Below are 24,620 nucleotides of genomic sequence, written 5' to 3' on the forward strand. Positions count from 1 at the left end.
AATGGGAGTGCCTGATCCACTATTTGCACGTTTTAACGTGATTATCAAGTTAAACGTGATTTTGAAGGTGCAACGATGATCCCGGCATCACGTCGAGGCTAACTGGTTGCTGGTGCCAAATGGCGCATCTGTTCCGCCGTCATCTGGTCCGATCGGATCAGGTCGAGCAAAAGCGCCGCACCGGACGGTGCGTTGGTCGTGGCGTATCCTTTCCGCCGTAGAGGCGGTTCTGGAGCTATTGAGGGGTTACGAGGTCACTCTTTGGGCGAAAACCCATGCCTGAAATGTCAGGAAGTTCAGCGCCGGGATGAGGACGCTAATGACTGCGAATGTCTGCCATCCCGAGAAGAAGCCTTTGTGCGCGAGGTAAGTCGTCGCCCAGATCACCAGCACGTTCGTTGCCTGCACGACACAGAACTTGGCCAACTCACCAACCACCAATCCGTTCGAAGCGAAGGTAAGCTTTCGGTGGCCAACAAACGAGAGCGGGACCAGGGCAACATAAGCCGCAAAGGCCGAGAAGGTCTCAGTGAGGCCGACGATCAGATGCAATCCGTTTGCGATGAGGAAGTAGGCGCCGGTGTTAAAGAGGCCGACTGCAATGAAAACAGCGATCTGTCCAAGGCGCACGCCAGACACCATTTAGCGCCGGCCCATCACGTAATATTGGGCGCCAAGCGGGATCGAGCCGAATGCGTCATCCATGCGCCTGAGCGCCCCATCGATAGCCGGAACCGTGAGGATGTAGCGGCCCGCAACGTCCGTCAGCCCCGCGTCTTCGAGATATGCTGCCACCTGCTTTTTTGTTAGCAAGACCGCGTCTTCATCGAATGGGCACGTGGATACGGCCCGGCGCGTCAGAAGGTTGTATGGGTTATGCTCGAAGATCAGCACCGCGCCGCCGGGGCGAGTGACGCGGGCGAGCTCGGAGGAAAACGTTAGCCAGTTGGCAGGCGGTACATGATGCATGACGCAGATCGCATACGCGGCATCAAACTCGCCATCCTCAAAGGGTAGCGTTGCTCCATCCGAGATCTGATAGCTCACGTCGGGGTTTCTCAGCCTCGCTTCGTCGATGCATTCGGAGGAAGGATCGACGCCCGTAAGCCTGCCAATCCTGCCACGAAGCAAGGCGTGGTAGTTCCCAATACCGCAACCTACGTCGAGAACCGAAAGATTTTCGGCTGGTCCTAGCGTGCCACCTAGAAGGTCGAGCAGCCGTGCGGCCTTGGCGCGCGTGAAGAAATCGACTTTTAAGCCTGAAAAGGAAATCGCCTTGTTCACAGCCTCCGAATAGGAGATGCGATATGCGTCGAACTCATTGCCAGTTGTGTTCTTGCCCAAGTTGCAGTTTCTCCGCTAAGAGACCACCCACTACCACCGGCAGCAGCCGCGCGACAAGCGCGTCCTTGCAAGTTTCCGGTTTTGAGGACATTGCCATGAACGTCCAGAAAAGAGTCCCTTTTGTTTCCCTATCGATCGTTGTCCCCGTGTATCGCAGCGCCGATGTTCTTCCTGAACTGGTGCGGCAGGTGCGCGACGTACTCGCCGGGACCAAGTATGACGGCGAATATGAATTGGTTCTCGTCAACGATAGCAGCCCCGATGCAAGCTGGAGCGTGATTGAGGAATGCGCCAAAGAATGTCATTGGGTCCGAGGGCTTTCCCTGCGCAAGAATTTCGGCCAGCACAACGCCACCATGGCGGGTCTCAGATATTCACGCGGTCGCATCGTCATTGTTATGGACGACGATCTCCAGCACCCTCCTTCGGCAATTTTGGCGCTCGCCGAAAAGATCGAGGCCGGCTATGACGTCTGCTACACCCACTACAAAGAACGCAAGCACGCCGCATGGAAGAAGTGGGGTAGCCGGCTCAACGATATCGTGGCAGCTTGGGTTCTGAAAAAACCTCGAGACCTGTATCTTTCATCGTTCAAGGCGATGAGCCGTGGGGTTGTCGATGCCATACTCGCTTATGATGGCCCCTACACTTACGTTGATGGCCTGATCCTTGGCGCGACAAACTCAATCGCGGCCATCGACATCACCCATCAAGAGCGCTTCACCGGGCGCGGCAATTACAACCTAAGGCGCTCGGTTGGACTATGGCTGAAGATGGCCACCGGCTCGTCTGTCTACCCTCTTCGCATCGCTACCGTGACCGGCTTCTGCATGGCAGCCCTAAGCCTCATCTTTCTGATGCTGATTGTAGTCCAGCGCTTGACGCATCCTGAAATGCAGCCGGGCTGGGCGTCTATCATCGCCACCATTCTCCTGATCGGTGGCTTGCAGATGGTCTTTCTAGGCATCCTCGGCGAATATATCGGCCGCATCTATATCCGGCTGAATAACTCGCCGCAGTACGTCGTTCGCGAGACCACGTTTTCACCACCTACGGAAACGGCTGTATGAACACATCTGGGTGTGGCTGATGGTTGGGGGCTTCTAAAATGCTAGAAAAAGTAGGCCGCGATCCAGCGGGGGCATCTGATTTTCATTCCTTTTTCGGCGGTCTTCTGGCGCCATTGCTGATCAGAAAGGACGAGCGCCGATCGTTTCTGATTGCGCTTGTGCTTGTAGCTTTCGCCCGCGCCCAGGCCGCCTTCGATTTCACTTATGCCGTTGACGACTACCGTCAGATCATTGACGGGCTTTCTTCCCTCTCTGGAGCGCTGATTGGTCAGGGCCGCTTTGGCACATACTGGCTTTCGGAAGTGTTTGGGTTAGTCGGCTTTGATCCGGTTCGATCCCCGATTATAAGTATCGTGGCGTCGGTCATTCTGTCCGCATGGATAGGCAACGCTGTCCTTCGACTTTGGACCTACGATCTGCCCGATCTCATCCGGGCGCTTCTCATCGTCATCATCGCGGCGCACCCTTATACGTCGGAGATTTTGACGTTTCGCGGGATTGCCATTTACCACATTCTAGCTTTCGCGCTGTCCGTGGCGGCCATCCTGATCGCCGGCCCAGGTCTTTGGCGGATACTGCGCTCGTCTCTGTTGTTTGCGGTGGGGCTGACCCTCTATCAAATCCCCATCAACTATATTTCGGTGTTCCTCTGCTTCGACCTCGCTTTGAGAGCGATCCGCCATTTCATCAAGAGCGAGGATGTTCCTGCTTCCTACACCCTATGGGACCGGACCTTCTATGCCAGAATCCTGACGTTCTTCGTCGGCTTCGCACTCTATATGGTCCTGCTCAAGGTCTCGACATATGGATATGGGACCGATCCCCGAGGCGTCATGATCGGCCTTGGAGATATCCCAAGCCGGGTGCTACTCGGGCTCAACCTCTTGTACGGACATTTTGTAACCGGCGGCGTCTACGGGAACAATCTGCTGCCCAAGGCAATACTCGCAATCCCGTTGTTATTCGTCGTCGCGGCCTTGGTGGAATTGGTTGGCCGCGCGAGCGATATGCGGGGCGCCATAATAGCCGGCGTGGTCGTGGTTGCTGCTCCTGTCGTAGCAGGCTTCGCCATGTTGGGCGCCCCGCTACTGTTCACTCTTCTCTTCCTGCCCCCGAGGATACTGACGCAGATCGGCCTTGTATGGGCCGGGGTAGCCGTTGTCGCCTTGACTGTCCGCGTGGTGATCCCACGGCATGTTTTCTCCGCATCTCTCGGTCTCGTGGTGTTCTCGTTCATAGCGGCGAACAATCAGATTTTCGTTGACCAGGCTCGGGTCGCGACGAGGGACCATAACTTGGCCATCCGCCTAATGGCGCGGCTGGAGGGCCTACCAAACTTCTCCGTCATGAAGACCATCGCTGTAGTCGGCTATCCAGCCTATTCTGGAACGTCTATCCCAACGGGGATTCCTACGTTCAACGATTCGAACTGGATTTACCCTTGGGCGATTGCCCCGATGATAACCGAGTTGACTGGCATCCCGGTCAAGTATGCAAAGCCTGAGGGACAGACAGCGGCTGTGGAATACTGCAGGAGCCACCAACGTTGGCCCGCCCAAGACGCCGCGACCATTCAAGGCGAATTGGCCATAGTTTGCCTGTAGTTTGGAACTGCGCAGAACTGGCAGCGGTCGCGGCTGCGCGAGTAAATCTGCCTCTTTCGACAGCGCTGCTTCAAAAAGGTGAACTTTGTATCTATTGATTTTCTCAATTATTGTTGTTGCTATCGCTGTGGTAAATCACATTGATTTCGTGGTGCAGCACAATGGTGAATGGCATGTGTACTCGACCATCTTCGGACCCAAAGACATGCGGCGATGGATAAACGGGCAGTGGCAACATCGCCCGTTTACCGAAGAGGAAGCCGCTGAAGATTACGATAGATAACGATATTGCACCGGCGGCAAGCACGGCGGCTAGGTCGCCACGCAGTCTGCGAAGGCGAGCCTCACCCATTTAAGGACATCGGATACTTGCCGAAGCGCGTGATGTTGGCCATTTTTAGCCGGAGGAATAAGAGGGGAGACGACCTGCGATGCCAATCGAACAAGCGTTTATAATCGTAGGCGTGGTTGCAATCGTGGCGGCATGCTCAATTTATGGCTGGTTGACCCAAGATCATCTTGCCGAGTGGCATGTCGTCGAGCGCTCCCGCCGGGTGACCCTGGTGGACGGGACGGTCTCGACCTCGCACTACCTTTTGGGCCGAAAAATCAACGGTGTCTGGAGTTACCGCGACCTATCGGCGGATGAGTACAATACTCACGTGGCCGAGATTTCGCTTTGAATTTCTTATTACCCGCCGCGCATCGTTATCCAGTTCGTCCCGTCACTGACGAGCGTGACCCAGTTGCCGACCGTGCCGTTTATGAGAATGCCGGTCGCCGCCGAGCCTCCAACCTTGGGCACGACGTTTGAAGAGGCTGAGACGACCGTAGCCGTCTGCCGGTTCAACCAGTTAAGCTCTCTGCCGGGGAATGCTGCCGGATCGGGCAGTATCGCCGTCATTGTCGTTGCCTTGTTGCAGATGATCCAGTTGTCGGTCGGCCCAACGGTAAAGTCGGCCGTCTTGGTGACTGGCGCCCCGCGCGAGAAGCCTCTCTGAACAAGGATACCATCGCCAGAGCCGGCAAGAATCCCCGCCGCAACAACACCCCCTTTGAGTGTAACGTTAAGGCTCCACGTCGTACCCTGCGCTGTGTCCGTCCAATTCTCTGCCGCATTTGCCGTGAGGTAAGCGCGCGCTGTCCCTGAATACCCGGTCGCGCCATAACCAAAAGCGGCAAAATTGGACAGTTGATCGCCCGACTGTACCGCTGAAGGGGCAGCAGCTGTTCCCCTCGATCGTCTGCATGACAAAATTGAGGCTGCACCTGTTCCAAAGGCGTCCACCAAAATGCGCGTCCCGGCCTCCTCCACATTGCCAAGGTGGAGCATTGTTCCGGCAGGGGGAGCCGGAAGAGCGACGGCATTCTGGTTAACGACTATCCTTCCAGTGTCAGGGTCGACATAGAAACTCTGATTGACGGAACGACCGGCAAGATACGCGAGTTTGCCGGCTTGTTCATAGCCGGCTGCGAGCATGTGCGTGTTGTCTGCATTCCAATACGAGGCGGGGAGTGAGGATGTATGAACGTACTTTCGAATTTCTGGCTCGGCTGCGGCAAGCGAAGCGAGATTAACGTTGAACGTCGACCTGGGTGGACCAGAGAAAGAGCAAATTCCCATCATTATGATCGGAATTGTCATCGGGAACCATGTCTCGGCCCGGAAGCGCCCTACCACCGTGTTGAAATCAGAGGGATACGTGGCCGATCCGGCATCTGCGTCCGTTTCGCCCTGCCACCACAGGAACTTGTCGATCTTCGACACGCCGAGTACGGCCAGCGCCGCCTGGATGTTGTTCTTGCAGCAGGCATACATATCCGGCGCGGAGGCACCGACCTTCCACTGCGCGATCGGCAGGCCACCTTGAGCCACCGTGATCAAAAAGACACGAGCGAGCGGGTTCGCCTTGGCGACCTCATTGGCGTACGAATAATCGTATCCCATTGTGGTCTTATCCATTGCCAGGAATGCGGTGCCGACGTGGGTGGCGCCGTCAACACCCTGATGGTTCCAGATGTACAGATTCGGTTGAGGTGCCCACGAATACGCGGGGTGAAGCGAAACGTTCGACTGGCCCGTGCTCAGGATGACAATATTCGGAGAAGCATTATCTTCCGGCAACTTAGCGCTGTCAGCCAGGTTCTTGACAGCCGCTCGCAGTTTCGCTGGGGTGATCAGCCCGGCTGAGTTGTCGGCGAAATTGGCGTCGGCATCGCTGTTCAGCTGCGCCCTGGTGCGAACGGTCATGGGTCAATCCTTTTGGTTCAATGGAAGCCGGACGAGAAGCCCGATGAGAAGCCGCTTGGTGGCAACGTGACCGCGAAGCTCATGGCTTGGAGTGATGTTTTGCCGGCCTTCTCGGCGAAGACCTGGATGACCACGCTGTTGAGACCAGGTGGCGTGATCACGAATGAGGTGCCGGTGATGCCGGAATAGGTCGCGAGCAGCGTGCCGCCCGTCGTTGACACGGTGATCTTGGTCGTCTGACCGGCTTCGCCCGCCACGGACGCCTCGGTCCATTTCATCGCCTGAGTGGACTCAAGCAACCGGTTGCGGTTTGCCCAGGTGACCGTCAGGTTGCCGCCGCCGCTAGCATCGACCACGCCGAAGCCGACGCCGTTGACTTTGACGTTGGCTGGGCGGTTCGGCAGGTACGGGCGCTCGCTTAGGGATACATTGATCTGCGGCGCATCCGCAATTGCCAGCCGCCCTACGGTGGTTCGCGTCAGAATCCGATAGGGCGTGGCTTCGAACGCAGATCGCACTGTTGGGTCGACCACCGACGCCGCAGCCGGGATGACGAACGCCCGTGTGCCTGCCGGCCAGTCGCGGGGAACGGTGTCGAGCATCCCTCGATTGATGCGAAAACCCGCACCGTCGACCGACTGAACGGTCGCGATCTCGGTGTATTCGTCCGCGCCGGTGCCGATAAGAATGAAGTTGCCAGCCACGGGCTCTGGACCGCGCAAGCCGGGGAGATCGGTGAGGACAGTGACCGCCTCCGCGACCAGGGGGCTTGTTATCGCCCAGGTACCCTGGTAGCCGCTGCTGCCAACGATCTGCTGAGTAGTGGTGCCGTTGACATCGGCCACATTGGTTACCGAGTCGTAGCCGATATCGTCGTCGCTGTCGGCACCCACGATGATGGCGCTCAGCACCTCGGGATAGGCGAGGCTGGACGGGTCGCTTAGCTTAAGGGCTGCGGCCGTCATGAAGGCCGGCGCGGTGCCAAACTGGTAAAGGGTTGCCGGCGTTGGGGGCTGAGATGGATTCACCCAGGCCCCCTCACCCGCTGACAGATAGGTGGCGTGGTCGAGACCGAAGATGTCCTCGTAGAGTCCGAGCGTGATCGTATTGTTGGTCTTGCTGACCAGGGAGACGCGGCAGACAATCTGCTCGATGTTAAATTCCGGCCACGACAGTTTCACCACGTCACTGCTGACGGTATCCCAAAACTCGCGGGTGACCGTCGCCTCGCAGGTGGCGATCGGGTTGACCATCGCAGCAAGATCGCGATCAGCCAGCTTGATAGCCAGTGTTTCGTTGGGCACGGCGTAGTAGTTCTGCGAAGCCGAGATGACGCCGCCCTCGGCCGCGATGCCAGCCAGGTCTTGCGACGTGACGGTGGCATCTTTGCCGGTTTCCGCGTTGGTGTAGGTGACGACGACTTCGTTGGAAATATTGCCCCACGCCTTGCGTTTGAACGATGAGAGCTTGGCATTGCTGGCGTCGATCACCGGCAGCATGTCAACGTTGTAGTCGCCGCGCAGGAGCTTGATTGTGTGCTTGCCGGTCGCTGGATTGACGAACAAGGCTGCCTGAATGTGGGTGAGGATTTCGCCGATGAACTTTCCGATCTCGCTCTGCCGAGTCCAGATCATGTTGAGGCCGAATTGCTCTCCGTAAAGCGTCTGTGCGGCAGTCTCGAACGTCGGCTTGTCGATCACATCCGGGTTCTCACCCATGCCCCATTCGGTATTGGTTAGGCACTCGTAGATCATGTGGCCGGGGTTGGAGGCCCATTGCTGGTTACCCAGGGAATCATCGTTGATGCGCATCAGCGCAATCGCCGGATTGAGCCCGATCGAGGGACGCCGGACTCGCGCCGACATCGAGCGCAGATAGGGATTGTTGGCGCCCCAGTAGAAGCCGCCTTTGTTGTTCGACGGGTTGCCGGCCAGCGCGGCAGCAAGCGCTTTGATCGGCGATTCCAGGATGCCTTTTGTGCCGGTGAAAAAGACACTGAAAAGTCCTCGGAAGCCGGGACAGGTTGCAGTGGTGAGCCCGAGCTTTGCCGCCAGGGTCGCGGGCATGACCTGATCGGACTTGCCCGGCAGCACCCATCCGAGACCCTTGACACCGCCCTCCTTCTTCACGTCGCCGAACAATGTCGGCTGGTTGATGACGAGGGGGCCGGCGTCCGTCGCGCTGCCGCGCCAGATTTCCTTGTCGCCGTATTTCAAGGCGAGCAGTTGCAGACCGGGGCCGGCCGCGCAGATGCCCATGTGAATGGACATCGTGTACTCGGAGATGTTGGCTTTGGCGCCAGATTTACCCATCGGTGGGCTCCTTGGCTCGCAGGGATTCAACCACTCGATCGATCACCGCGTCGTAGCCATGGCCGCGCAACTCGGATGCCCTTGCGCCATTTGTGAGGAAAGTGGGGAAATCCAACCCGGCTGTTTCGAAGCCCTTCTTCACGCCTTTGACGCAGTAGAGAGGGCGCATGTCGCCAATGGTCAGGTGGGGATCGAAGTCGTCGCTCACGCGTCGATCTCCCTGCTGGTCGTCTCCTTGTCGCCGTACCAAAGGATGTTCACGCCGGTCACTTCCTTCTCGCCGAAGACCACGGGGATAGGCCGGCCGCCCTCGGCAGTCGGGTTATCCATGTCGGTGACTTCGGCGCCCTTTTCGCTTTTTGGCTTCGGCAGCATCAGGTAGCCGATCGCCTGCAGGGCGATGCCGATGACGATGTTGATGAGGATGGGGATCAGGAAGAACATGGCTCATCCCATTTACAACATGACTACGTGATTGTCACGTTAAACGTGATTTTAATAGAACTGGTTTTTCAGCGAGAGTGGATTTTCCAGTGGGATGAAAGGCTGGCCTCCGTAGTTTTGGATGTTGGGGCCGCCACCCACGCTGTTGACGTGAAGGTTGCAGCCGCTCATCTGGTGATTGCACCCACGGCTGATGGAGAGCACTGTCCCCGCTGCGAGACCCCTGCCCGCGCCTCGAATGGTGATGATCAGGCCGGCCGGATGCACCGCCGAGATCGTGCGCAGTTCCTTCTGGCCCGTGGTCGAGTTTGCCCACTGCACCAGGCCGCCGATGTATTGGCCATAGGTGGCGCCGAGTGTTGCTGCCATGGTGATCTTGTTGCGATCGACCGAGGCGACTGCGCGGCTGACGGTCGCGGCGGCTTTGTTGGCGAGGCACTGCGACCCATAGAGAACATGCGGGCAGCCAATCTGATAGTTGCGGCGCAGTCCAGGCTGCTTGAGCGACGTGGACACCGGCACGCCTGACAAATGCAGTTCGTTGTCCTCGTAACCACCACCGACCGCGCGGCCCATCCAGGTGGCGGGGAAGTTTTCAGGCGTCACGGCGTCACCGATATGACCTTCGAAGATCGTCAGATTGACCACCTGCGATGGCGGATAGGCGAGGAAGAGTGCATCCAGAGGGCTGCCGAGTGCCAGCGAGACTGTGATGTCGGATTTGTCGAGCGTGCCGTCGTGCGACAGGTCGCTGTGCTTGATCGGCCACGGCTGATAGGTGATGCCGGCGCGGACAATGGCGGTCTCGCCGTCGCAAAAAGCATATGGCCCGAGCGGCACGTCGGCGGTCGGGTTCTCAGCGCCTTGGAGCAAAAACAGGGTGACAGGGATGCCGCTGTATCGGCTGGATTCACGCGTGCCGAAGGTCATGTCGCGGCTCCCCTGATTGCTGACCAGTCCACGGTGGCAGCCCGATCAATTTCTGCTGGATTGCCGGCCAGCGCGACGGCTTTCTTGGCACCGAGCCGCATGACCTCGATCTGCGCCGAGATGGTCTTCCATTGTTCGGTGACCAGGAGAACGCGCACGGCCTGGTCGTATGGTGTGATCTGGTTCAAGACCGCCTCGGCGGCGATGTGCGGTATCTCGCCCACCGCAACTGTCGCGTTGGCCATGAGCATTTCAGCCTCCACCTGCTTTTGCTGGTAAACCATCTCTTGTCCCGGCACGGACGTGATGAACAGCTTTCGGACTTCGCCGGCCGAGGTGTCGATCGAGGCAAGCGCGGAGGCCCGCAGTGGGGCGAGGTTCTTAGTCAGCAGCACGGGCGATCACCTTTATGGTCTTGGCCATGTACGGCCACTGAACAAGTTCAAGTGTGTATTCGGCTGGCATGTCGGATGACAGCGTGAGGTCCCCGAACAGGTTCGAGACGGTCATAGGCTGGCCATCGACGCGTATCTCACAAGGATCGGGGACGTTGATGGTGCGGCTGTCGACCCCATCCGCCACCAACTCGATCTGATCAGGCAGATCAAACACTGGTCTAGGAGTTACGGCGCCATCCAGGATGTAGTCAGCCAGGATATCGCACTCCTGGTTGATGACTCTGTTGGAAACCATCTTTGGCGAGCCATCGTCATTGTAGCGAAGCTCGCCTGTATCCCAGTCCTTTTCGTGCTCAAGAGGCGCCGGAACGGGAGGGAGGTTGAGCACGCCACTCTCACGCGCCAGCATCATCTCAAGCACGGACTGATTCACCGGGTCGGAGATGATGTGGAAGATTTCACCTTTTTCATCGTACTCAATAATCATAGATCCAAATCCCAGATAATATATTTCGCTGCCATACCATCTACCAACGGTCCATGGTAACTAAAACTGGAGGAACCAACCCGAAGCCAGGCCGAAGCAGCTGTCGGAGAGGCAGAGAGAATGAAATCATTAATGTATATCTCGTTGTAAACCATGGGCGTGCCTCGATTAACGTTGAACATAATCATAGGCATGTTTACAAACGTCTTCCCGTAGTTAACAGTCTTAACGGTATTACTTGAGAACGTCAAACTTCCTCTCGAAAAGAGTGAGCCTTGACTGAAGTCACTGCTGAATATCAAATCTGCATCCGCCGCAGTCATGACGTTGAAGCCTGGCTTTGATACCTTCAGAGCACCTGCCGTGAGAAGAACCCGGTTAGCCAACTCGTGTCCTTAATACGGCGTAAGTGACAGTGCCGTCGTTTGCAATCGAGGTCTCGCAGTGGATTTTTATCGACGTGAGACTGAGGTATTGAACCCACATGGTTGCGGCGAAAGTCGCCGCGAAACCTGTAACCTTCGTGAAGAACATCACCATTGGCTGGTAGCCGACGTTTGGAATCGTGATTGTGACCTCGAAACTACCAGGGATCGCAAGCCTACCAGTCTGGATGAACTGAAATGCCGGCATGTTTGTCGAAAACAACAGGCCACTGTTAGGCGCAGTCATGACGTCGATACCAGGCTTCGATATGAAAAGCCCGATCTCGGAACCTCTATTTCCAAGGCACAACCTAGTGGTCAAAACAGGTTTCCTATGATGGCGTAGTAGACGATGTCCGCAGCCCCGCTCGAACCAAGACTAAATGAGATCGATGTGACGGCGCCCGGCCTGTCCTGCAGGGCAACACTATGGTTCCCGACGTCCGACCCGAGCATGATGCAGCTGAGAACATTCAGCGGGTAGAAAAGTCCGCCTTTCAGTGTCATCGCCATCACCGAGAGATTGAGAGACCAAATCGACGGAACAGACAGGTGCACATACTGGCTCGACGTCATATTGACCTGACCAGTTTGCAAAATATTGCCAGTTTCGTTCCAGTCGGAACTGAAGGCCAGCTGCTGATTGGTGAGCGCACTGGTGACTTCATAGGACGGCTTTGAGACCAGCAGCTTATAGCTTCCACCACTCGCACCCAGGAGAACTCTGTTTGCCATGACATCAATCCGACATCAGCAGGCGGGAGTTGTTCAGATCGAAAACGACTTTGCCGTCCGTGGACTGGACGATGCCGGCGGTCAGCGTGCCCACGTTGCCAGTAATCGCCGAGAGCGTGGCGACTGAGATCATGCCCGCATTGATCACGCCCGCGACCAGGATGCTGGTGCGGAACGAGGCGATGTCGGCCTGTGTCGCAGTGATTGAACCGGTGGCGATCTTCGAGCCGTCGATGATCGTGCGACCGAAATTGACCACCAGGTCGGTGCCGCCCTTGTAGGTGGCGAGGACGATCCGATCCGTTTGAAACGCGGTGGCGACCGTTGCCGATGCCGCGAGGGCGGATGAGCCCGTGACGTAGTAGACGTAGAGCGTCCCGCTCGACCACGCGGTGTTGCTGCCTGTGATGTTGAAGGTGGCAATGTTGCCGTCATCACCGATGTATTTGACCGTGCCGGCCGACCACGACACTCTGTTCGCGGATGGGCTGTTCGATTGGAACTCGATTCCCTCAAGTGTGACGCCGCGTTGACCGAACACTGCCTTGTCGGCAGTGATGCTGCCGACCGAGATCATCTGGCCGTCCATGTAGGTGCCGCTCGGCGATATCCAGGTGCTAAGCGTTGTGCCACCGGTGATGGTGATCTTGCCGGGGTCGATCCGCACCGTGCCAGCGTTGACAAGTTCCGCTACCGCCTCGTTGACGACTTCGATCTTCACCGAATCCATGAACATCTGCGCGTCGGATGTCGCGGCGTTGAAGATGGCGATCGGACGAATGAAACGAACGTTGTTGTGAAGCTTGGCCGGGACCGCGACGGTGCCCACAACTTGGGTGCCGGCAGCAGCCCTGCCTTTTATGTAGCCCACATAGTCGGTAAAGGCGGTTGGAACTGCCGACTGCACAACACCAAGAGCGGAGCAGTAAATGCCGCCCCAGACCGCAGCGCCGGAGTAGTCGACTGGGGTAACCCCATCGGCAGCAACTCCAACTGCGCCAAGATACATGATGCCAGTGGCCGCGCCAGAGAAGCGCAGCACTCGGAACGTCACCTTGTAGAGTTTGGCCGGGTCGAAGGGAACTTGGTCCTGAGAAACCAACCACTGAACGCCAGTGGCCGGATTGGCGATCAGAGCATTTCCTGTGGTGGAGCCCACATTTGTGGTCGTGACGAAGGAGTAGGTTCCCGTTCCGTTGACATTGAGCCAATTCGGGGAGCCGCGCATCGTGTCGTAGAGCACCTGAGTGCTGGCGGCGGCGGACAGCGACCGACCGTCAACCGTCAGTGAACCGAGAAGCGCGGTGCCAGCTTGCAATTTGGCCGCGCTAAGACTGAGGACTTTCGCGTTGGTGATGATCGCGTCAGCTATCTGCGCGGTGCCGGTAATGACCGCAGCGTTTGTCACCAGCTGGTTGGCGCCGATCGTCTGCGCGAGGACTAGACCGCCGTCCATGAAAGCTTTGCCGAGGACGGCTTGGAAGTCGGTACCGCCCTTGTAAATCCCAAGAATCACCGAGTTGTTGGCGTACAGCGTAACCAGTGATGCAGTGGTGGTGATTGCGGTGTCGCCGGGCGTGTAGCAGACGTAGACGGTGCCAGCGGTCCAGTCGACCTGTCCGGTCGGCAACGCCTGAACGGTTGGCACGTCGCCGGCCACGCCATAACTGATGCTGCCTGCTGTCCAGGTAAGACGATTGCCAGCCGGAGCTTGGCCCGGCTGAAAGGTCACTCCACTCAATGCGACCTTGATCTCGCTACGGATTTTCCCAGTCTTGTCGTTGACGGGGGCCGACCAAGGCGAAACGTTGCCCGATGTGTCGACGGCGCGGACCCACAAATAGAGTTGGGTCTCCATGGGAAGGCCGCTACGGGTGAAGTTGTTCGAGAGGGTCGACCACGACGGCGTGGCTGAAATCAACGGCGTGGTGTTGCTGCCGCTCTCATAAATCTCGTAGCCAGCAAGATCGGACTCGGTGTTGGCTATCCAGGTGAGCCAAATCGAATCCAGGCCGGCTACGCTGGCGAGACCAATCGGCATGGCTGGCGGTATGGTGTCTCGCGCCGTTGTGTGGCTTACGGCCGTGCAATAGTTCGAGACGTTGCCAGACCTGTCCACGGCCCGCACCTTGGCGGTGTAGGTGGTGTTCGGCTTAACGGTGACGATCTGCCGCTCAGCCGAGGTCTGAAACCCGATGAAAGGTCCGGAGCTCTCCTTGATCTGCAAGTCGTAGTAGAGGAAGTCGGTTTCGGGATTGAAGTCCCAAGCCACCGTCATCGCAGGCGGCACGGCCGTGGAGGTAATCGTCAGCCCGGTTGGAACCCCTGGCGGCACGAAGTCGAGCAGGTCCGTGAGGTCGGCAGGGGTGACGATACCCAGCGCCGCAAGAGCGATAATCTGGTTGATCTTGGCTCTGACACTGAAGCCGGATTCACCGTTCGCAATGGGTTGGATTCCTGGCATCTCAGTGGTCCTGCCAAACCGAGCCGTCCTGCCAGACGCCTAGATCGCGCCATTGGCCGGTAACCAGAATCCAGTTGTTCCCGAAGCTGTCCTCGACGGGGAGGTTGTTCAGCGTCACGAATGATAGCAAAATGTTGGCCAGTCCGTTGGTCGTCCACTGGACCGTCAAGGCATCTGCCGCGAAGCGCGCCACGAACATCCAGGAGATCGAGTCAATCTGATCCGCCGTGGTGCCGATCACGTCCGTAATGGCGATCAGCGTGTCGCCGGAGTCGGTCTGCATTCCGGTGATCTGATGTGGAATCAGGGTTCCGCTCTTGGTGCGGATCAGGATGCTGCGGTGGGCGTTGTCGGCGCCATAGGAGTCGAAGAAGCTGGTTCCTGACACTCGAATGTTGCGCGTGGTCACACCGGTGACGGGCGGAAAATCGTTGCCCCATGTCGGGACGAAGATTTCGCCGGCCCGCCCCTTCGCACGGACGAACACATCCAGAATCGCCATCGCGTCTGCGTGCGACATCGCCATGTAACTGGCGGTCAGCGTGCGCGAGATGATGGGCACCGGCGTGAAGGTCTTGGTGATGCCGCGACCGTAGTCCACGGTCTCGTAGGCGATGTTGAAGGCCGTCTGCGGCTGCTGGAGATAGTTCGGCTTCCGCAGCAACACGTAGCGGCCGTAGAAAAGCCCGGCCGGCCCGAAAATCTGCGTTGTCTCGCCCGTTGGTGCACCATCAAAAGGCAGCGCGTCCGGCGTGCGGACGATCGTACCGGGCTCGACATCGAAACTGATCGCGGAGGTGGCCACCAGCGTGGTGTAGATCGACACGCTGGTAGTCGGCTGAAGCGATGCCGGCAGCAGCGGCAGGAGGACGGCGCCAAAGCCAACAGCGCCGATCAAGACCGTGGTGAAGGTGATCGTTTTGCCGACAACCGTGTTGACCGTCATCTTGCGAGCTTTGCGGCCCGTCAAAATCACCAAGGGTTTGCCGGGGAGCAACCAGGTGGGAATGCGGTCCACGGTCAAGGCCATGGTGCCGCTCGCGGCGGTCGTCTGCACGGTGGCGTTGTCGGCTGAGAAATCGCCAATCTCGACCTTGCCGTCCCGCGCAAGATGAAGGGCGTCGGAGAACGTCCGCAGCCGGTCTTCATCGAGCAGCACGGCTGCATCAATCTTGCGCCGAGGCTGGACGCGCAGAGACCGACGTTGCTCGCTACCGTCGCGGGTAGTGAAAACGTCAGTCTTGAATTCGTAGGTGTCCCGCACACCGTTTTGCCAGTTGGGGACGATGGGAAGAAAAACGGCCATGCCAGTCCTTCACGTATTGAAGTGAAAATACCGTTTAACGTGAAATTTGCAAGCACTAACTGCCGATGGCGCCTTGGATTTTGCGCGAGTTGCGAGACATGAAGTTGATCATGACGCGTTCGCCAACTACCGACTGCAGGGCTGCCTCCAGCATGTCTTCTGCACTGAACACATTGACGTTCTTCAGGTTGACGGCCTGCCCTCGCCCGCCGCCGTTGTTCGTGTGACGCGGATCATTCTCAGTGAGCATTTCCTCGCCTTTCATGGCGATGATCGGCACCTCGCCCTTCTTCAGATCGACGATGCCGCCGCCGTGATAGCGCTGCGCGTTGGCAAAGATCGCGGGATTGACCGACCGACTGCCGGAAGCCGATGGGCCGCCGACAACGCCGCCCTCGTGGAACAGCGAGGTGATCCAGCTTGAGATGGTGCCTCCGACACCGCCGCTGCCACCCGCACCGCTGCCGCCTGAAATGGCGTTGAAAATCGTCTGCTTGATGATGGCCTTGCCGATCTCGATCAGGTATTCCGCCACGCCCTGCTTGAGCGCGTTGAAGAATGCCTGCATAGCGTTCTCACCATTGGCAAGGGCCTGAGCGAAAGCGCTGAACGCGTTACCGCCGATCTCGGCCAGCCGTTCGTTCATCTGCTGCGCCTGCGGCAAGAATTGCCTATCGAGCTTCTGCAGTGTCTGGCCGATACCCTCCTGGATTGCGCGCAGCTTGGCGATTTCCTGCTCGGCACCGGAACCTCCGATGGCCTGCCAGAAAGCAATGGCAGCAGGGATCGCGGTATTCAGCTTTTCCTCGACCTGGCCGATGAGGTCGATGGTGCTCGCAACCTTACCCTGGTCACCGGCTGCCTGAGCGATCTGGAGGCTCTGGAACAGCGCCGTGCGCTGCGCGACAAGCTGGTTCACTTGATCATCGGCGTGGGCACGGTCGAACTCCGCGCCCGCCTGCTGCTTCACCAGGTCAAGTTGCTGCTGCGTCAGTTCGACGCCTGCCTTCTTCGCCCTGTTGGTCTCGTCGACCAACGCCTTGTTGACGGCGGCTTGCCGAGTCTCCTTGGTCTTCAGGTCGAGTTCGGCTGCCGCCGCAGCCGTGCGCGCGTTGAAATCCTTCTCGTACTCCTGCGTCTTCTTAGCCTGCTCGGCGATACCGGCGTAGGCAGCCAGCAGACCTTCGGCCTTGTCCTTGTGCTGGCCCATCTGATCGGACACTTTGTCGAGCACAGTGCCGGGCGCGCCACCGTTCTTCTCGTCGGAAGCGTTGATCTTCTTGGCACTACCTGCGTTGATCGCGGCATAGATTTGCAGCAGCCCGTCGCCGGCTTTGACACCAGCGTCGACCAGGTACTTGGCCATGGCATTCATCTGCGCTTCGATCGACGAGTTCTTGTCGATGCCATAGCGCTGCCGAGCAGCCGGGCCGGCTTGGAACAGCCCTTCGTAGTTGTTCCCGGCGCCACCGACGATGCCGGGATTGAAAGTCCCCTTCGTCTCGTAAGAGATCGCGGTCAGGATGTCCTTGACGTTCAATTGCAGCCGATCGGCAATGATCGCCGCAAACTTGACAACCTCGGCTTCCTGCTGGCCGGCTGGCGTGCCGCGTCGTGAGGTGTACTGCGCCTCGTAATTTACGTGCGTGGAGTCGTAGGCCAGCCCCGCCTGATCGCGGATTTGCTTTGTCTGTTCTGCGGTTAGGCCGAGGATTTGTTGGTTGAGTTCCTTGGCCTTCGCCAGTGCAGTGTTTTTCGCATCCAGCAACTGGCCTTCGATATAGCGCTCGCGATTCGTAAGCTGGGCCTGCTTGGTTTCGAGAGACAGCGCCGCACCCTGCTTGTCCAGCAGTTCCTGGATATCGAGCCGCGCCTTCTTGTCGGCCTCCGTCAGATCGACAGATTCTTTTTGGGATGCGGTGGCATCCTTGATCGTCTGAAGTTCTTCGCGGCGCGTATCGAGGATCACGAGAAGCGCGTCACGCTGCTTGATCAAATCAGCCGTATCAAAAGTCGTGCCGATGATGCTACCGGACGCTGCAAGTTGCTTCTGCTGTGCGATCTGCTGATTGAGGATATCGACCTGTTGTTGAGCCGGCAGGGTGCTCGGCGAAATGGCGTTGGTGGCTGTCACCACGACACCAGCAACGGCGTTCACATCGTCGGCAAACAATTTCAACTGCCGAGAGGCATAGCCGAGAACACCGGACTTCTGGATCGAAACGATGAGGTTGTCCCATGCCTTGGACAGCGAATTGACGGCTTTGGTCCAATCGCCGCCCTTGTCCGCCGTCTCGGCCAGTTTGCCTGCCAAGATCGCCTGTGCCCGAGCCATCGCACCAGCGCCGTTGCCGGCTTTCGCCATGGCCTCGATCTGTGCGTACTGGCTGGCAGTGAGGAAGTTCAGTTCCTTGTCGAGGGCACGGACATCATCGATCGTACCGCTGAATGCCGTTGAGACGCGCTTGCCGGCATCTGCCACGCTTTCGCCGGTGATGGCTGCCAACTGCTGCGCCATCTTGGTGAGCGGCATGATGTCCTTCTCGGACACACCGTCCTTGACGAACTGCTTGACCATCGTGCGGGCAGCGTCGGTCGCGATACCGACCTTGCCCATCTTGTCGACAATCAAGGCCAGGTTCTGCGCGGCGTAGCGGCTGCCGTCAGCCGAGAGCGCGAGTTCGTTTGAGAAAATCCTGACCGACTCAGCAGTGGTCCGCAGCCGCAGCGCCGAGACGATGAATGGCGTCAGCACGGCAGTGACGCCCGCGATCACGGGAATTCCGCGCGCAAGTACCGCCATGGTATTCGGCCAGATTTGAATTACCTGACCCGCCTGCTGCGCGAGGATTTGCAGCGGGCGCTGACCCATGGCGAGGCCCGACACCACGTCGTTGACCTGATAGCCGAGGTTCGTCAACTGGTAGGGCTTGAGGCCGAACGCTGTGATATCCTGCGACTCGCCTTTGGCACCGTTGCCGCCTGGGCTGAGCGGCCCGCGCCTCTTGGGTGATGCGACGGCCCCACCCTGATTGTTCAGCGCGACGGTGGTTGCATCCACCTTTTTCTTGAGAATGGTTTGAGCGGTGGCGGCGGTGTTGGTGGCGACTGTCCATTTAGCCAATTGCGCGGCATCCGCGCCGGATGCCGAACTATTCTGCTGAATCGCGGTCGCAAGGCGGTTAAACGCCGCGAGGCCGGAGGTCGCGGAATTGTTGAGACGATCTTGAATCTGCGCCTTGAGCGCCGCGACAGCTGCGGACTTCTCGTCGGCCGCGCGATTGCGGTTTACGGCGTCGATATACCGCTGCCAGTTCGCGAACCCCGACTCGGTCGTGGTGTTCAGGCGTTCCTGAATTTGCGCCTTACGCGCCGCGACCGCTGCTGCCTTTTCGTCGGCAATGGCCCCGGCTGCAGCAGCTTGGGTGGCAGCCTGTGCCGTGGCGGTCTGCCGCTGTATCGACGTGGCCAGTCGATCGAAAGCAGCGTAGCCGGTAACCGCGCCGCCCTGCATCTGATTGAGAGCGGTGCGGTGTTGATTGATTGTGTCGATGGCTTCGCGCGAACGATTGCGGGTGAGTGCGATCGTGTCGGCGAGTTCCTTCTGTTCAGCCGCTGCGAGCTTCCCCGACTGCCGGCCGTTGTCCAAGGCAGCCTGGTAACGCACGACCTCGGAGGTGAGGCGTTTGTAGTTGTCGACGGCCGCTTGGAGGTCAGTATCGGCTACGCCGAGAACAGCGCGGCGGCCGGCAGTCTGCGCAGCAGCGGAAAGCTTGCTCTGCTGCTGCGCGAGATTTGCCAGGACTTTCGAATATTCGTCGCGCGCCTTTACGGCGAATTCTACGACTCTCTCATTCGCCATCGATCATGCCCTTCAGGTGCTTCATTAGTTCCTTGGCGGCCTTCTGCGTGGCGGCAGGCTTTACGCTCTCATTCGGGATGGTGGAGAGCGCCATCTGCAGGAGCGAGGTCTGTGCGGCCATCTGAGCGTTGATGCGTTTGACCACGTAGCCGGCTTCTGCAAAAACCATCGATACTGGATATCGAAGTGCGTTTGGGTGTCCGTGATCGAGCAACAGGCTCACTTGAGAACGGACACCCTCGATCCAGGCGTTCAGGTTTTCGGGGATATCAGGGTGTTTGCCCCGACCAGTGCCCCGGTGACGATCTCCATCAGTTTTTCCAGCCCACCTTCGCCCACGAGCGTCAGTCGGATGATCTTGTTGAGGGCGTCCGCCTGTACGGCCAGCGGAAGCTTGGCGGCCAGCGGCGCAAGGTGCGGCGCGTCCGTCGCCGTGGCGATGACCAGTGAAGCGAGCGGTACGAAATCACCCAGCATTGCGAGGGCGACTTCTTCGATGCTGCCGCTGAGCTTGCCGGCGATGGCCTCGGCGTAGAGTTCAGTAAGCACCGTCCGATGGCCTCGGACGATGGCGGTGATGTCGGGAAGACAGAGGCCGCGAACCGTGAGGCTCTGCCCACCGAATTCGACGGTCTCTGTCGGGATGATCAGCGTCTCCAACTGATGCATGGTCGATTACGCCGGCCGGCCGTCGCGGTAGGCGAGCGCGAGGTTGCCCTTGTAGAGGGCCGTGATCGACAGGCCCATCGTCTGGTAGGCCGGGGAATCCGCGCCAGTCAGAAGCGACAAGTCGCCGTTCGGCGCGAGACGTGCACGCGGAATGGTTACGTCGGATTGCACACCGAGCGCATTGAAGGAGATGAACTTCAATTCGCCCTCGATCTGCGAGACAGTGGCCGCGATTTGCTGGCGCGTGGAGATGGCCGTGTCGTAGGTGACGACGAACTTGGCCAGGTCCGTCAGGATGGTCAGGAGGCCAAGAGCCAGATCGACCTCATAGGCCACGCCGAGCACAAGGGTCGCCGGCGAGCCTGCCGCGCCATCGGTGACGACAACGTTGGTCAGTTTGCGGTTGCCCGTGGGATTCGCATCGCTGCGGCCCAACTGATACATGTCGCCGGCCTTGGCGAGCAGTCGGGTTTCAGTCAGCGCGGTCTGCGCGGTCGCCGAAATAGTGGCCACGTCGCCCATGAACCAGAAGGCAGCGTTTTCCGTCTTCATGTCATCGGTGGTGATGGCGCCGGTGAGGGTAGCGTCGATGACCGGTTCGGCGTCCAACTTCCGCATCCCGCTCTGAGACCCGTAGTGCGGCAGCGTGGTGGCGTTGCGCGTCAGCGTGAAGTCCGGGCAGTTGCCGAGTTCACGGAACGGGCCAGGAGTCGTCGTGCCCGGCAGGTAGCGGGCGAAATACCCCTTGCCGCGCGGGACAGTGAGGTTGTTGGATTGAAAGTCCATTGCTGTTCTCCTTTTAGTGATTGTCACGTATAACGTGATTTTGCCTCAAGCGAAAGGTGTCTCAAGATTTTCTGCGAGGGTGAACGTGACACCGACCAGGAAATAAGCGACGGCGGAAACTTCATCGTCAGGGGGACGGTGAACGGGCTGCCCGATCGACAGGTTCATGACGCATGGCGCCTGGTAGCCGAAACCGAAAATGTTGTGCGTGTCCTTCTTGGCTTTTACCAGTGCGGTGATGACCTCGGCGGAAAGCTGATACGCGGGATCGAGTGGATGATCTTTGTCGTCCGTCACGAAGCCTTGGACCAGGATACGCAACTCATTGACTGCAGCCGGCGAGTTGCCCGTTCCGTTGTGGCCGTCTTTGACGCGTGGGTCTTCCAAGACCGCCAATGCAGGGCGAGGATCGTTGTCACCGAAGACCGTCTTGCCCCGGAAGACGCGTTCGGCCACGCGACCGGCGCTGTCCGTGTAGTCGGAGAGATCGTGCAGATAGCCATTGGCTGGCGTGATGGTCTTTAGCTGCGCGGAAACCGCCTTGAGCAGCCGCAAGCGGAAAGGGTCAGGCATTTTCAAGCAACTCCAGCTGGCGGGTGAATTCGGTTTCGAGGAAATCGAGCGAGGCCGGCGTCATTTCCTCGAAGATACCGCGCTCGGACGATGCCGCGCTGAGCGCCTGGTCGACGGACGGGCCGTAGAGCAGCCACAGGTTCTTGCCGATCGCCTTCGGTCGGTAGGCGTTGGCGGGTGCGGCGCCGGTGGTGCGAACGGCGAGGCCAATGTTGTTGTTTTTCAATCGGATGATGAAGGCGCGGCCGATCGACTTGGTTTGACCGGGCTTCACGGTGACGTTGATGCGGCCACCTGTGTGCCGCGATCCACCTGGCAGGACACTCTGTCGGCTGAACCGGGCGAGCGACGTGGGGGTGCCACGGCCTTCGATCATCGTCTCAAGCGCACCTTTGCGAGCACGGGTTTTTACCCACAGGCGGTTGCTCGATGGCGAGACGTATGAGGCAGGAAAATTGATCTGGTCGCGGACAGCGCGTGCGGCCCGCGTGCGGTCGCGATCTGCGGTACGGTTGAGCGCCCGAATGAGTGCCAGTTCGACTTTTGGACCGAACTGAGCGATCAATGGTGCGGGGTCGAATTCGAGGAAAATAGCGGCGGCGCTCACGCGAGAATACCTTCCCATGCGGGACCGGTGGTATTCGTCGCGGCGAGCAGGGCGGCAAGTTCGGCAGCGGGCACCTCGGCGACCTCCACCTGGATGTAGCCGTCGACTTCCGGCTCGGTGGTTCCGGTGCGGTAGGCTTCCGATGCCCCGAGGATGACATAAGCCTTGCTCAGCACTTCGGCGACTTCGATGGTCTGGAAGATAATGCGGTTGGTCTCGTCCTGCAGCGATGCTGTCGGCAGCCAGTCGCGGGACTGCACTTTCGAGAGCACCTGTTTCAGATGCAGACGGACATTGGCGCGAACAGCCACGCCGGCAGCGTGCGTAAGGTACACTGCCGGAATCTCGAAGGTTCGGTGAATGTCACCGCGAGCCTTCCGCTTCTGTTCGCGCCAGCCAGCCATCAGACAAGCGGGGCGTCGACAACGTCGGAATCAACCGGAGCCGGGGTTTCCGGGGCAGCGGGCGCGGCAGGCTCAACCGGTGCCGGAGCCTTGGCGGCTTTGCCCGACAGCTTGGCAACTGGCTTCACGTTCGCAACATCCAGCTTCGCAGGTTCGATCGGACGATGGGTCATGTTGTACAGTTCGACTTCGGTATCGGAGGGCTCGCGGATGGCGCCGACCTTCAGCAGGTCCTCGTAATCCGTGTCGCTGAAATCGATGACGGCGCCCACCGGAAGGGCTTCCTTTGCGCGGTGGATCGTGTGGATGGTGTAGCCGAGATTCATTGGGTATCTCCCGTTGGGTTTGAGGAAAACCAGCCCTCGGTCAGGAGGACTGGTCTTTGAAGTTCACCGCGTAGAGTTACGCGATGACGTTGCCGAGCAGAGTGGCGTTCGGGTTCACCGGAACGTACAGCGGAGCCGACTTGTGGGTGATGAACTCGACCTGGACATCATCCATCGTCACCCAATTCTTCGGGAAGATCGGCAGCGCCTCCCAATTCGCGGCGCGGTCGATGATGCGGCCGTAGGCACGAGTGCCGCCGATCGCTTCGGGAACTGCCGTGAATAGGATTTGCGAATTGCCGATGTAGCGGGTGGCCGCGCCGGTGTCGGGATCGATATAGGTGGAGTTGTCCACCCACAATTCGATCGACTGGCCGGAGCCGCCGCCCAGCAGCATTTCGCCGACCTTGTAGACCAGTTCCTTGGAGGCAACGAGACCGCGTTCGTAGGTGATGTTGCCACCACGGGTCATCACGTCCATGTGCTTCAGGAACTCAGGGTCCTTCCGCATGACCCCCCAAACACCGCCGCCCATCGTAGCGCGAACCGGCACGCCGCCGAAATCGGCCTGACCCATGGTATCCACGACGCCCTGAACGAAGTCGACGATCGAGACACCAGAGTCGCCGAAGCGATTGCCGCCCGTCAGGGTGATCGTGTGACCGGCCGCGCGCTGGAAGTCGATGAGCGTGGTCGGATAGTTCGGCCCCGAGATCGTGCACTTGCCGTCGCGGAGCGAGGTTGCGGCCATCCAGTTCCAGCGACGATGAATCGCACGGACATGGCTTTCGGCCATCGCCGCACGGATCAGCACCAGGCGCTGAGCCGGCGACAACTGCACCGGCATCTGCGTCATGTTCTGATCGATACCGACGCGCCGGATCAGGGGCATCAGCGGATCAATCTGGTCTTCGACCTTGGTGTAGGCCGGCTTGAAACGGAAGCCCTTGCCGGAGTCGTCATAAACCGATGCGCCACGGGCGAGCGGCATGACGAACGGAGCGAGCTTGCGACCCTGGATCGGCAACTTTTCGAAGTCGATCCACTCGGTGTTCGAGCGCAGTTCGTAGGCGAACATGTCGGCCCAATAGAGCGGATCGGGCTTGATGTCGCGGAACACACCGAGGAAGGTGTTCGTGTCCCACAGTTCGTAGTTCTGGCTGTTAGATGGCACAGGAGCCTCCTTTTGGGGTTACACGCCGCGCTTCGCGACGATGATGGTGGTAGGGGTGGGCGCGCCACGGAAAGCCGCCTGCTTCTGCGCATCCGTAGTGAACGAGGCGTCCCAAACGAGGGCGTTCTGGTTGAAGCAGCCCGAATACCAGACCGGGCCGTTGCCCGAACCGGAAGCACCGAGCGAAGACGCATGGGCGAGAACGCCGATTGCCTTGATGTCGTTCGCGGGATCGGCGTTGCCGCGCGTTGCGGGAACCAGCTTGCCAGCGGCGCTCAGGCCGACGACCTGGAACTGCGGATAACTCACGCTGTTCGGCAGCGGGAACGAATAGGCCGGCGCCAGTTCGGGATCGCTGCCTGCAAGCAGATAATTCTGCGTGTAGGTGTCGAGTTCCTGAAAGACAGCGCGGCCCGGATCGGCATAGGGAGGAAGAATGGTGGACATCG

Annotated in this window: 27 protein-coding genes; 3 read left to right on the forward strand and 24 right to left on the reverse strand. The window is 59.1% G+C overall.

What is annotated here, in order from left to right:
- Positions 1–246 precede the first annotated feature (246 nt).
- Positions 247–642, reverse strand: coding sequence for a GtrA family protein (locus tag BPNPMPFG_RS12665; RefSeq protein WP_258595708.1), 396 nt, complete (start codon positions 640–642; stop codon positions 247–249).
- The gene (locus tag BPNPMPFG_RS12670; RefSeq protein ID WP_258595709.1) at positions 643–1,344 is read right to left on the reverse strand and encodes a class I SAM-dependent methyltransferase; all 702 of its coding nucleotides are present in this window, start codon (positions 1,342–1,344) and stop codon (positions 643–645) included.
- Between the two features lie 95 nt (positions 1,345–1,439).
- On the opposite strand from BPNPMPFG_RS12670, the gene BPNPMPFG_RS12675 reads away from it, so the two are divergent.
- Positions 1,440–2,414 (forward strand): glycosyltransferase family 2 protein, encoded by a 975-nt coding sequence (locus tag BPNPMPFG_RS12675; protein ID WP_258595710.1) that lies wholly within the window; start codon positions 1,440–1,442, stop codon positions 2,412–2,414.
- Positions 2,415–2,452: 38 nt separating this feature from the next.
- Complete coding sequence (locus tag BPNPMPFG_RS12680; RefSeq protein WP_258595711.1) at positions 2,453–4,018, forward strand: glucosyltransferase domain-containing protein; 1,566 nt, start codon at positions 2,453–2,455, stop codon at positions 4,016–4,018.
- A 103-nt stretch (positions 4,019–4,121) separates the two neighbouring features.
- Here the strand turns inward: BPNPMPFG_RS12680 and BPNPMPFG_RS12685 are convergent, their stop codons facing one another.
- The gene (locus tag BPNPMPFG_RS12685; RefSeq protein ID WP_258595713.1) at positions 4,122–4,370 is read right to left on the reverse strand and encodes a hypothetical protein; all 249 of its coding nucleotides are present in this window, start codon (positions 4,368–4,370) and stop codon (positions 4,122–4,124) included.
- A 79-nt stretch (positions 4,371–4,449) separates the two neighbouring features.
- On the opposite strand from BPNPMPFG_RS12685, the gene BPNPMPFG_RS12690 reads away from it, so the two are divergent.
- The gene (locus BPNPMPFG_RS12690; protein WP_258595714.1) at positions 4,450–4,701 is read left to right on the forward strand and encodes a hypothetical protein; all 252 of its coding nucleotides are present in this window, start codon (positions 4,450–4,452) and stop codon (positions 4,699–4,701) included.
- An 8-nt stretch (positions 4,702–4,709) separates the two neighbouring features.
- Here BPNPMPFG_RS12690 and BPNPMPFG_RS12695 read toward each other — a convergent pair whose 3' ends face one another.
- The 21 genes from BPNPMPFG_RS12695 to BPNPMPFG_RS12795 all read right to left on the reverse strand — a co-directional run bounded on the left by BPNPMPFG_RS12695 (position 4,710) and on the right by BPNPMPFG_RS12795 (position 24,618).
- Positions 4,710–6,269 (reverse strand): sialate O-acetylesterase, encoded by a 1,560-nt coding sequence (locus BPNPMPFG_RS12695; protein ID WP_258595715.1) that lies wholly within the window; start codon positions 6,267–6,269, stop codon positions 4,710–4,712.
- Between the two features lie 17 nt (positions 6,270–6,286).
- Positions 6,287–8,581 (reverse strand): phage tail protein, encoded by a 2,295-nt coding sequence (locus BPNPMPFG_RS12700; protein WP_258595716.1) that lies wholly within the window; start codon positions 8,579–8,581, stop codon positions 6,287–6,289.
- Positions 8,574–8,789 (reverse strand): hypothetical protein, encoded by a 216-nt coding sequence (locus tag BPNPMPFG_RS12705; protein ID WP_258595717.1) that lies wholly within the window; start codon positions 8,787–8,789, stop codon positions 8,574–8,576. The genes BPNPMPFG_RS12700 and BPNPMPFG_RS12705 overlap by 8 nt, the downstream gene beginning before the upstream one ends.
- A complete protein-coding gene (locus BPNPMPFG_RS12710) occupies positions 8,786–9,025 on the reverse strand; it encodes a hypothetical protein (RefSeq protein ID WP_258595718.1) in 240 nt (79 codons plus the stop codon). Before BPNPMPFG_RS12710 ends, BPNPMPFG_RS12705 begins: the two co-directional genes overlap by 4 nt.
- 51 nt (positions 9,026–9,076) lie before the next feature.
- Positions 9,077–9,955 carry a phage BR0599 family protein gene (locus BPNPMPFG_RS12715; RefSeq protein WP_258595719.1) on the reverse strand — a complete coding sequence of 293 codons (879 nt, stop codon included), beginning with the start codon at positions 9,953–9,955 and terminating at the stop codon, positions 9,077–9,079.
- Positions 9,952–10,350 (reverse strand): hypothetical protein, encoded by a 399-nt coding sequence (locus tag BPNPMPFG_RS12720; RefSeq protein ID WP_258595720.1) that lies wholly within the window; start codon positions 10,348–10,350, stop codon positions 9,952–9,954. Before BPNPMPFG_RS12720 ends, BPNPMPFG_RS12715 begins: the two co-directional genes overlap by 4 nt.
- Positions 10,337–10,840, reverse strand: a complete 504-nt coding sequence (locus tag BPNPMPFG_RS12725) for a hypothetical protein (RefSeq protein ID WP_258595721.1) — start codon at positions 10,838–10,840, stop codon at positions 10,337–10,339. The genes BPNPMPFG_RS12720 and BPNPMPFG_RS12725 overlap by 14 nt, the downstream gene beginning before the upstream one ends.
- Positions 10,837–11,226, reverse strand: a complete 390-nt coding sequence (locus BPNPMPFG_RS12730) for a hypothetical protein (protein WP_258595722.1) — start codon at positions 11,224–11,226, stop codon at positions 10,837–10,839. The genes BPNPMPFG_RS12725 and BPNPMPFG_RS12730 overlap by 4 nt, the downstream gene beginning before the upstream one ends.
- A 357-nt stretch (positions 11,227–11,583) precedes the next feature.
- Positions 11,584–12,000: a hypothetical protein gene (locus BPNPMPFG_RS12735; RefSeq protein WP_258595723.1), complete on the reverse strand. Its 417-nt coding sequence runs from the start codon at positions 11,998–12,000 to the stop codon at positions 11,584–11,586.
- 4 nt (positions 12,001–12,004) lie between these two features.
- Entirely contained in the window at positions 12,005–14,464 is a 2,460-nt protein-coding gene (locus BPNPMPFG_RS12740; RefSeq protein WP_258595724.1) for a hypothetical protein, read from the reverse strand.
- Between the two features lies 1 nt (position 14,465).
- Positions 14,466–15,770: a DUF2460 domain-containing protein gene (locus BPNPMPFG_RS12745; protein WP_258595725.1), complete on the reverse strand. Its 1,305-nt coding sequence runs from the start codon at positions 15,768–15,770 to the stop codon at positions 14,466–14,468.
- A gap of 55 nt (positions 15,771–15,825) precedes the next feature.
- Positions 15,826–19,632 (reverse strand): phage tail length tape measure family protein, encoded by a 3,807-nt coding sequence (locus BPNPMPFG_RS12750; protein ID WP_258595726.1) that lies wholly within the window; start codon positions 19,630–19,632, stop codon positions 15,826–15,828.
- Entirely contained in the window at positions 19,622–19,855 is a 234-nt protein-coding gene (locus BPNPMPFG_RS12755; RefSeq protein ID WP_258595727.1) for a hypothetical protein, read from the reverse strand. Before BPNPMPFG_RS12755 ends, BPNPMPFG_RS12750 begins: the two co-directional genes overlap by 11 nt.
- Positions 19,856–19,884: 29 nt before the next feature.
- Entirely contained in the window at positions 19,885–20,301 is a 417-nt protein-coding gene (locus tag BPNPMPFG_RS12760; protein ID WP_258595729.1) for a phage pre-tape measure protein, read from the reverse strand.
- A gap of 6 nt (positions 20,302–20,307) precedes the next feature.
- A complete protein-coding gene (locus tag BPNPMPFG_RS12765; protein ID WP_258595730.1) occupies positions 20,308–21,087 on the reverse strand; it encodes a phage tail tube protein in 780 nt (259 codons plus the stop codon).
- A 45-nt stretch (positions 21,088–21,132) separates the two neighbouring features.
- Positions 21,133–21,660 (reverse strand): hypothetical protein, encoded by a 528-nt coding sequence (locus BPNPMPFG_RS12770; protein WP_258595731.1) that lies wholly within the window; start codon positions 21,658–21,660, stop codon positions 21,133–21,135.
- The gene (locus BPNPMPFG_RS12775) at positions 21,653–22,267 is read right to left on the reverse strand and encodes a phage tail protein (protein ID WP_258595732.1); all 615 of its coding nucleotides are present in this window, start codon (positions 22,265–22,267) and stop codon (positions 21,653–21,655) included. The genes BPNPMPFG_RS12770 and BPNPMPFG_RS12775 overlap by 8 nt, the downstream gene beginning before the upstream one ends.
- Entirely contained in the window at positions 22,264–22,671 is a 408-nt protein-coding gene (locus BPNPMPFG_RS12780; protein ID WP_258595733.1) for a hypothetical protein, read from the reverse strand. The genes BPNPMPFG_RS12775 and BPNPMPFG_RS12780 overlap by 4 nt, the downstream gene beginning before the upstream one ends.
- Positions 22,671–22,997: a hypothetical protein gene (locus BPNPMPFG_RS12785; protein WP_258595734.1), complete on the reverse strand. Its 327-nt coding sequence runs from the start codon at positions 22,995–22,997 to the stop codon at positions 22,671–22,673. Before BPNPMPFG_RS12785 ends, BPNPMPFG_RS12780 begins: the two co-directional genes overlap by 1 nt.
- Positions 22,998–23,073: 76 nt before the next feature.
- Entirely contained in the window at positions 23,074–24,171 is a 1,098-nt protein-coding gene (locus BPNPMPFG_RS12790) for a major capsid protein (RefSeq protein ID WP_258595735.1), read from the reverse strand.
- An 18-nt stretch (positions 24,172–24,189) separates the two neighbouring features.
- Complete coding sequence (locus BPNPMPFG_RS12795; RefSeq protein ID WP_258595736.1) at positions 24,190–24,618, reverse strand: head decoration protein; 429 nt, start codon at positions 24,616–24,618, stop codon at positions 24,190–24,192.
- Positions 24,619–24,620 lie beyond the last annotated feature (2 nt).

Origin of the sequence: Mesorhizobium sp. AR07 (assembly GCF_024746815.1) — a bacterium.
GTDB lineage: Bacteria > Pseudomonadota > Alphaproteobacteria > Rhizobiales > Rhizobiaceae > Mesorhizobium.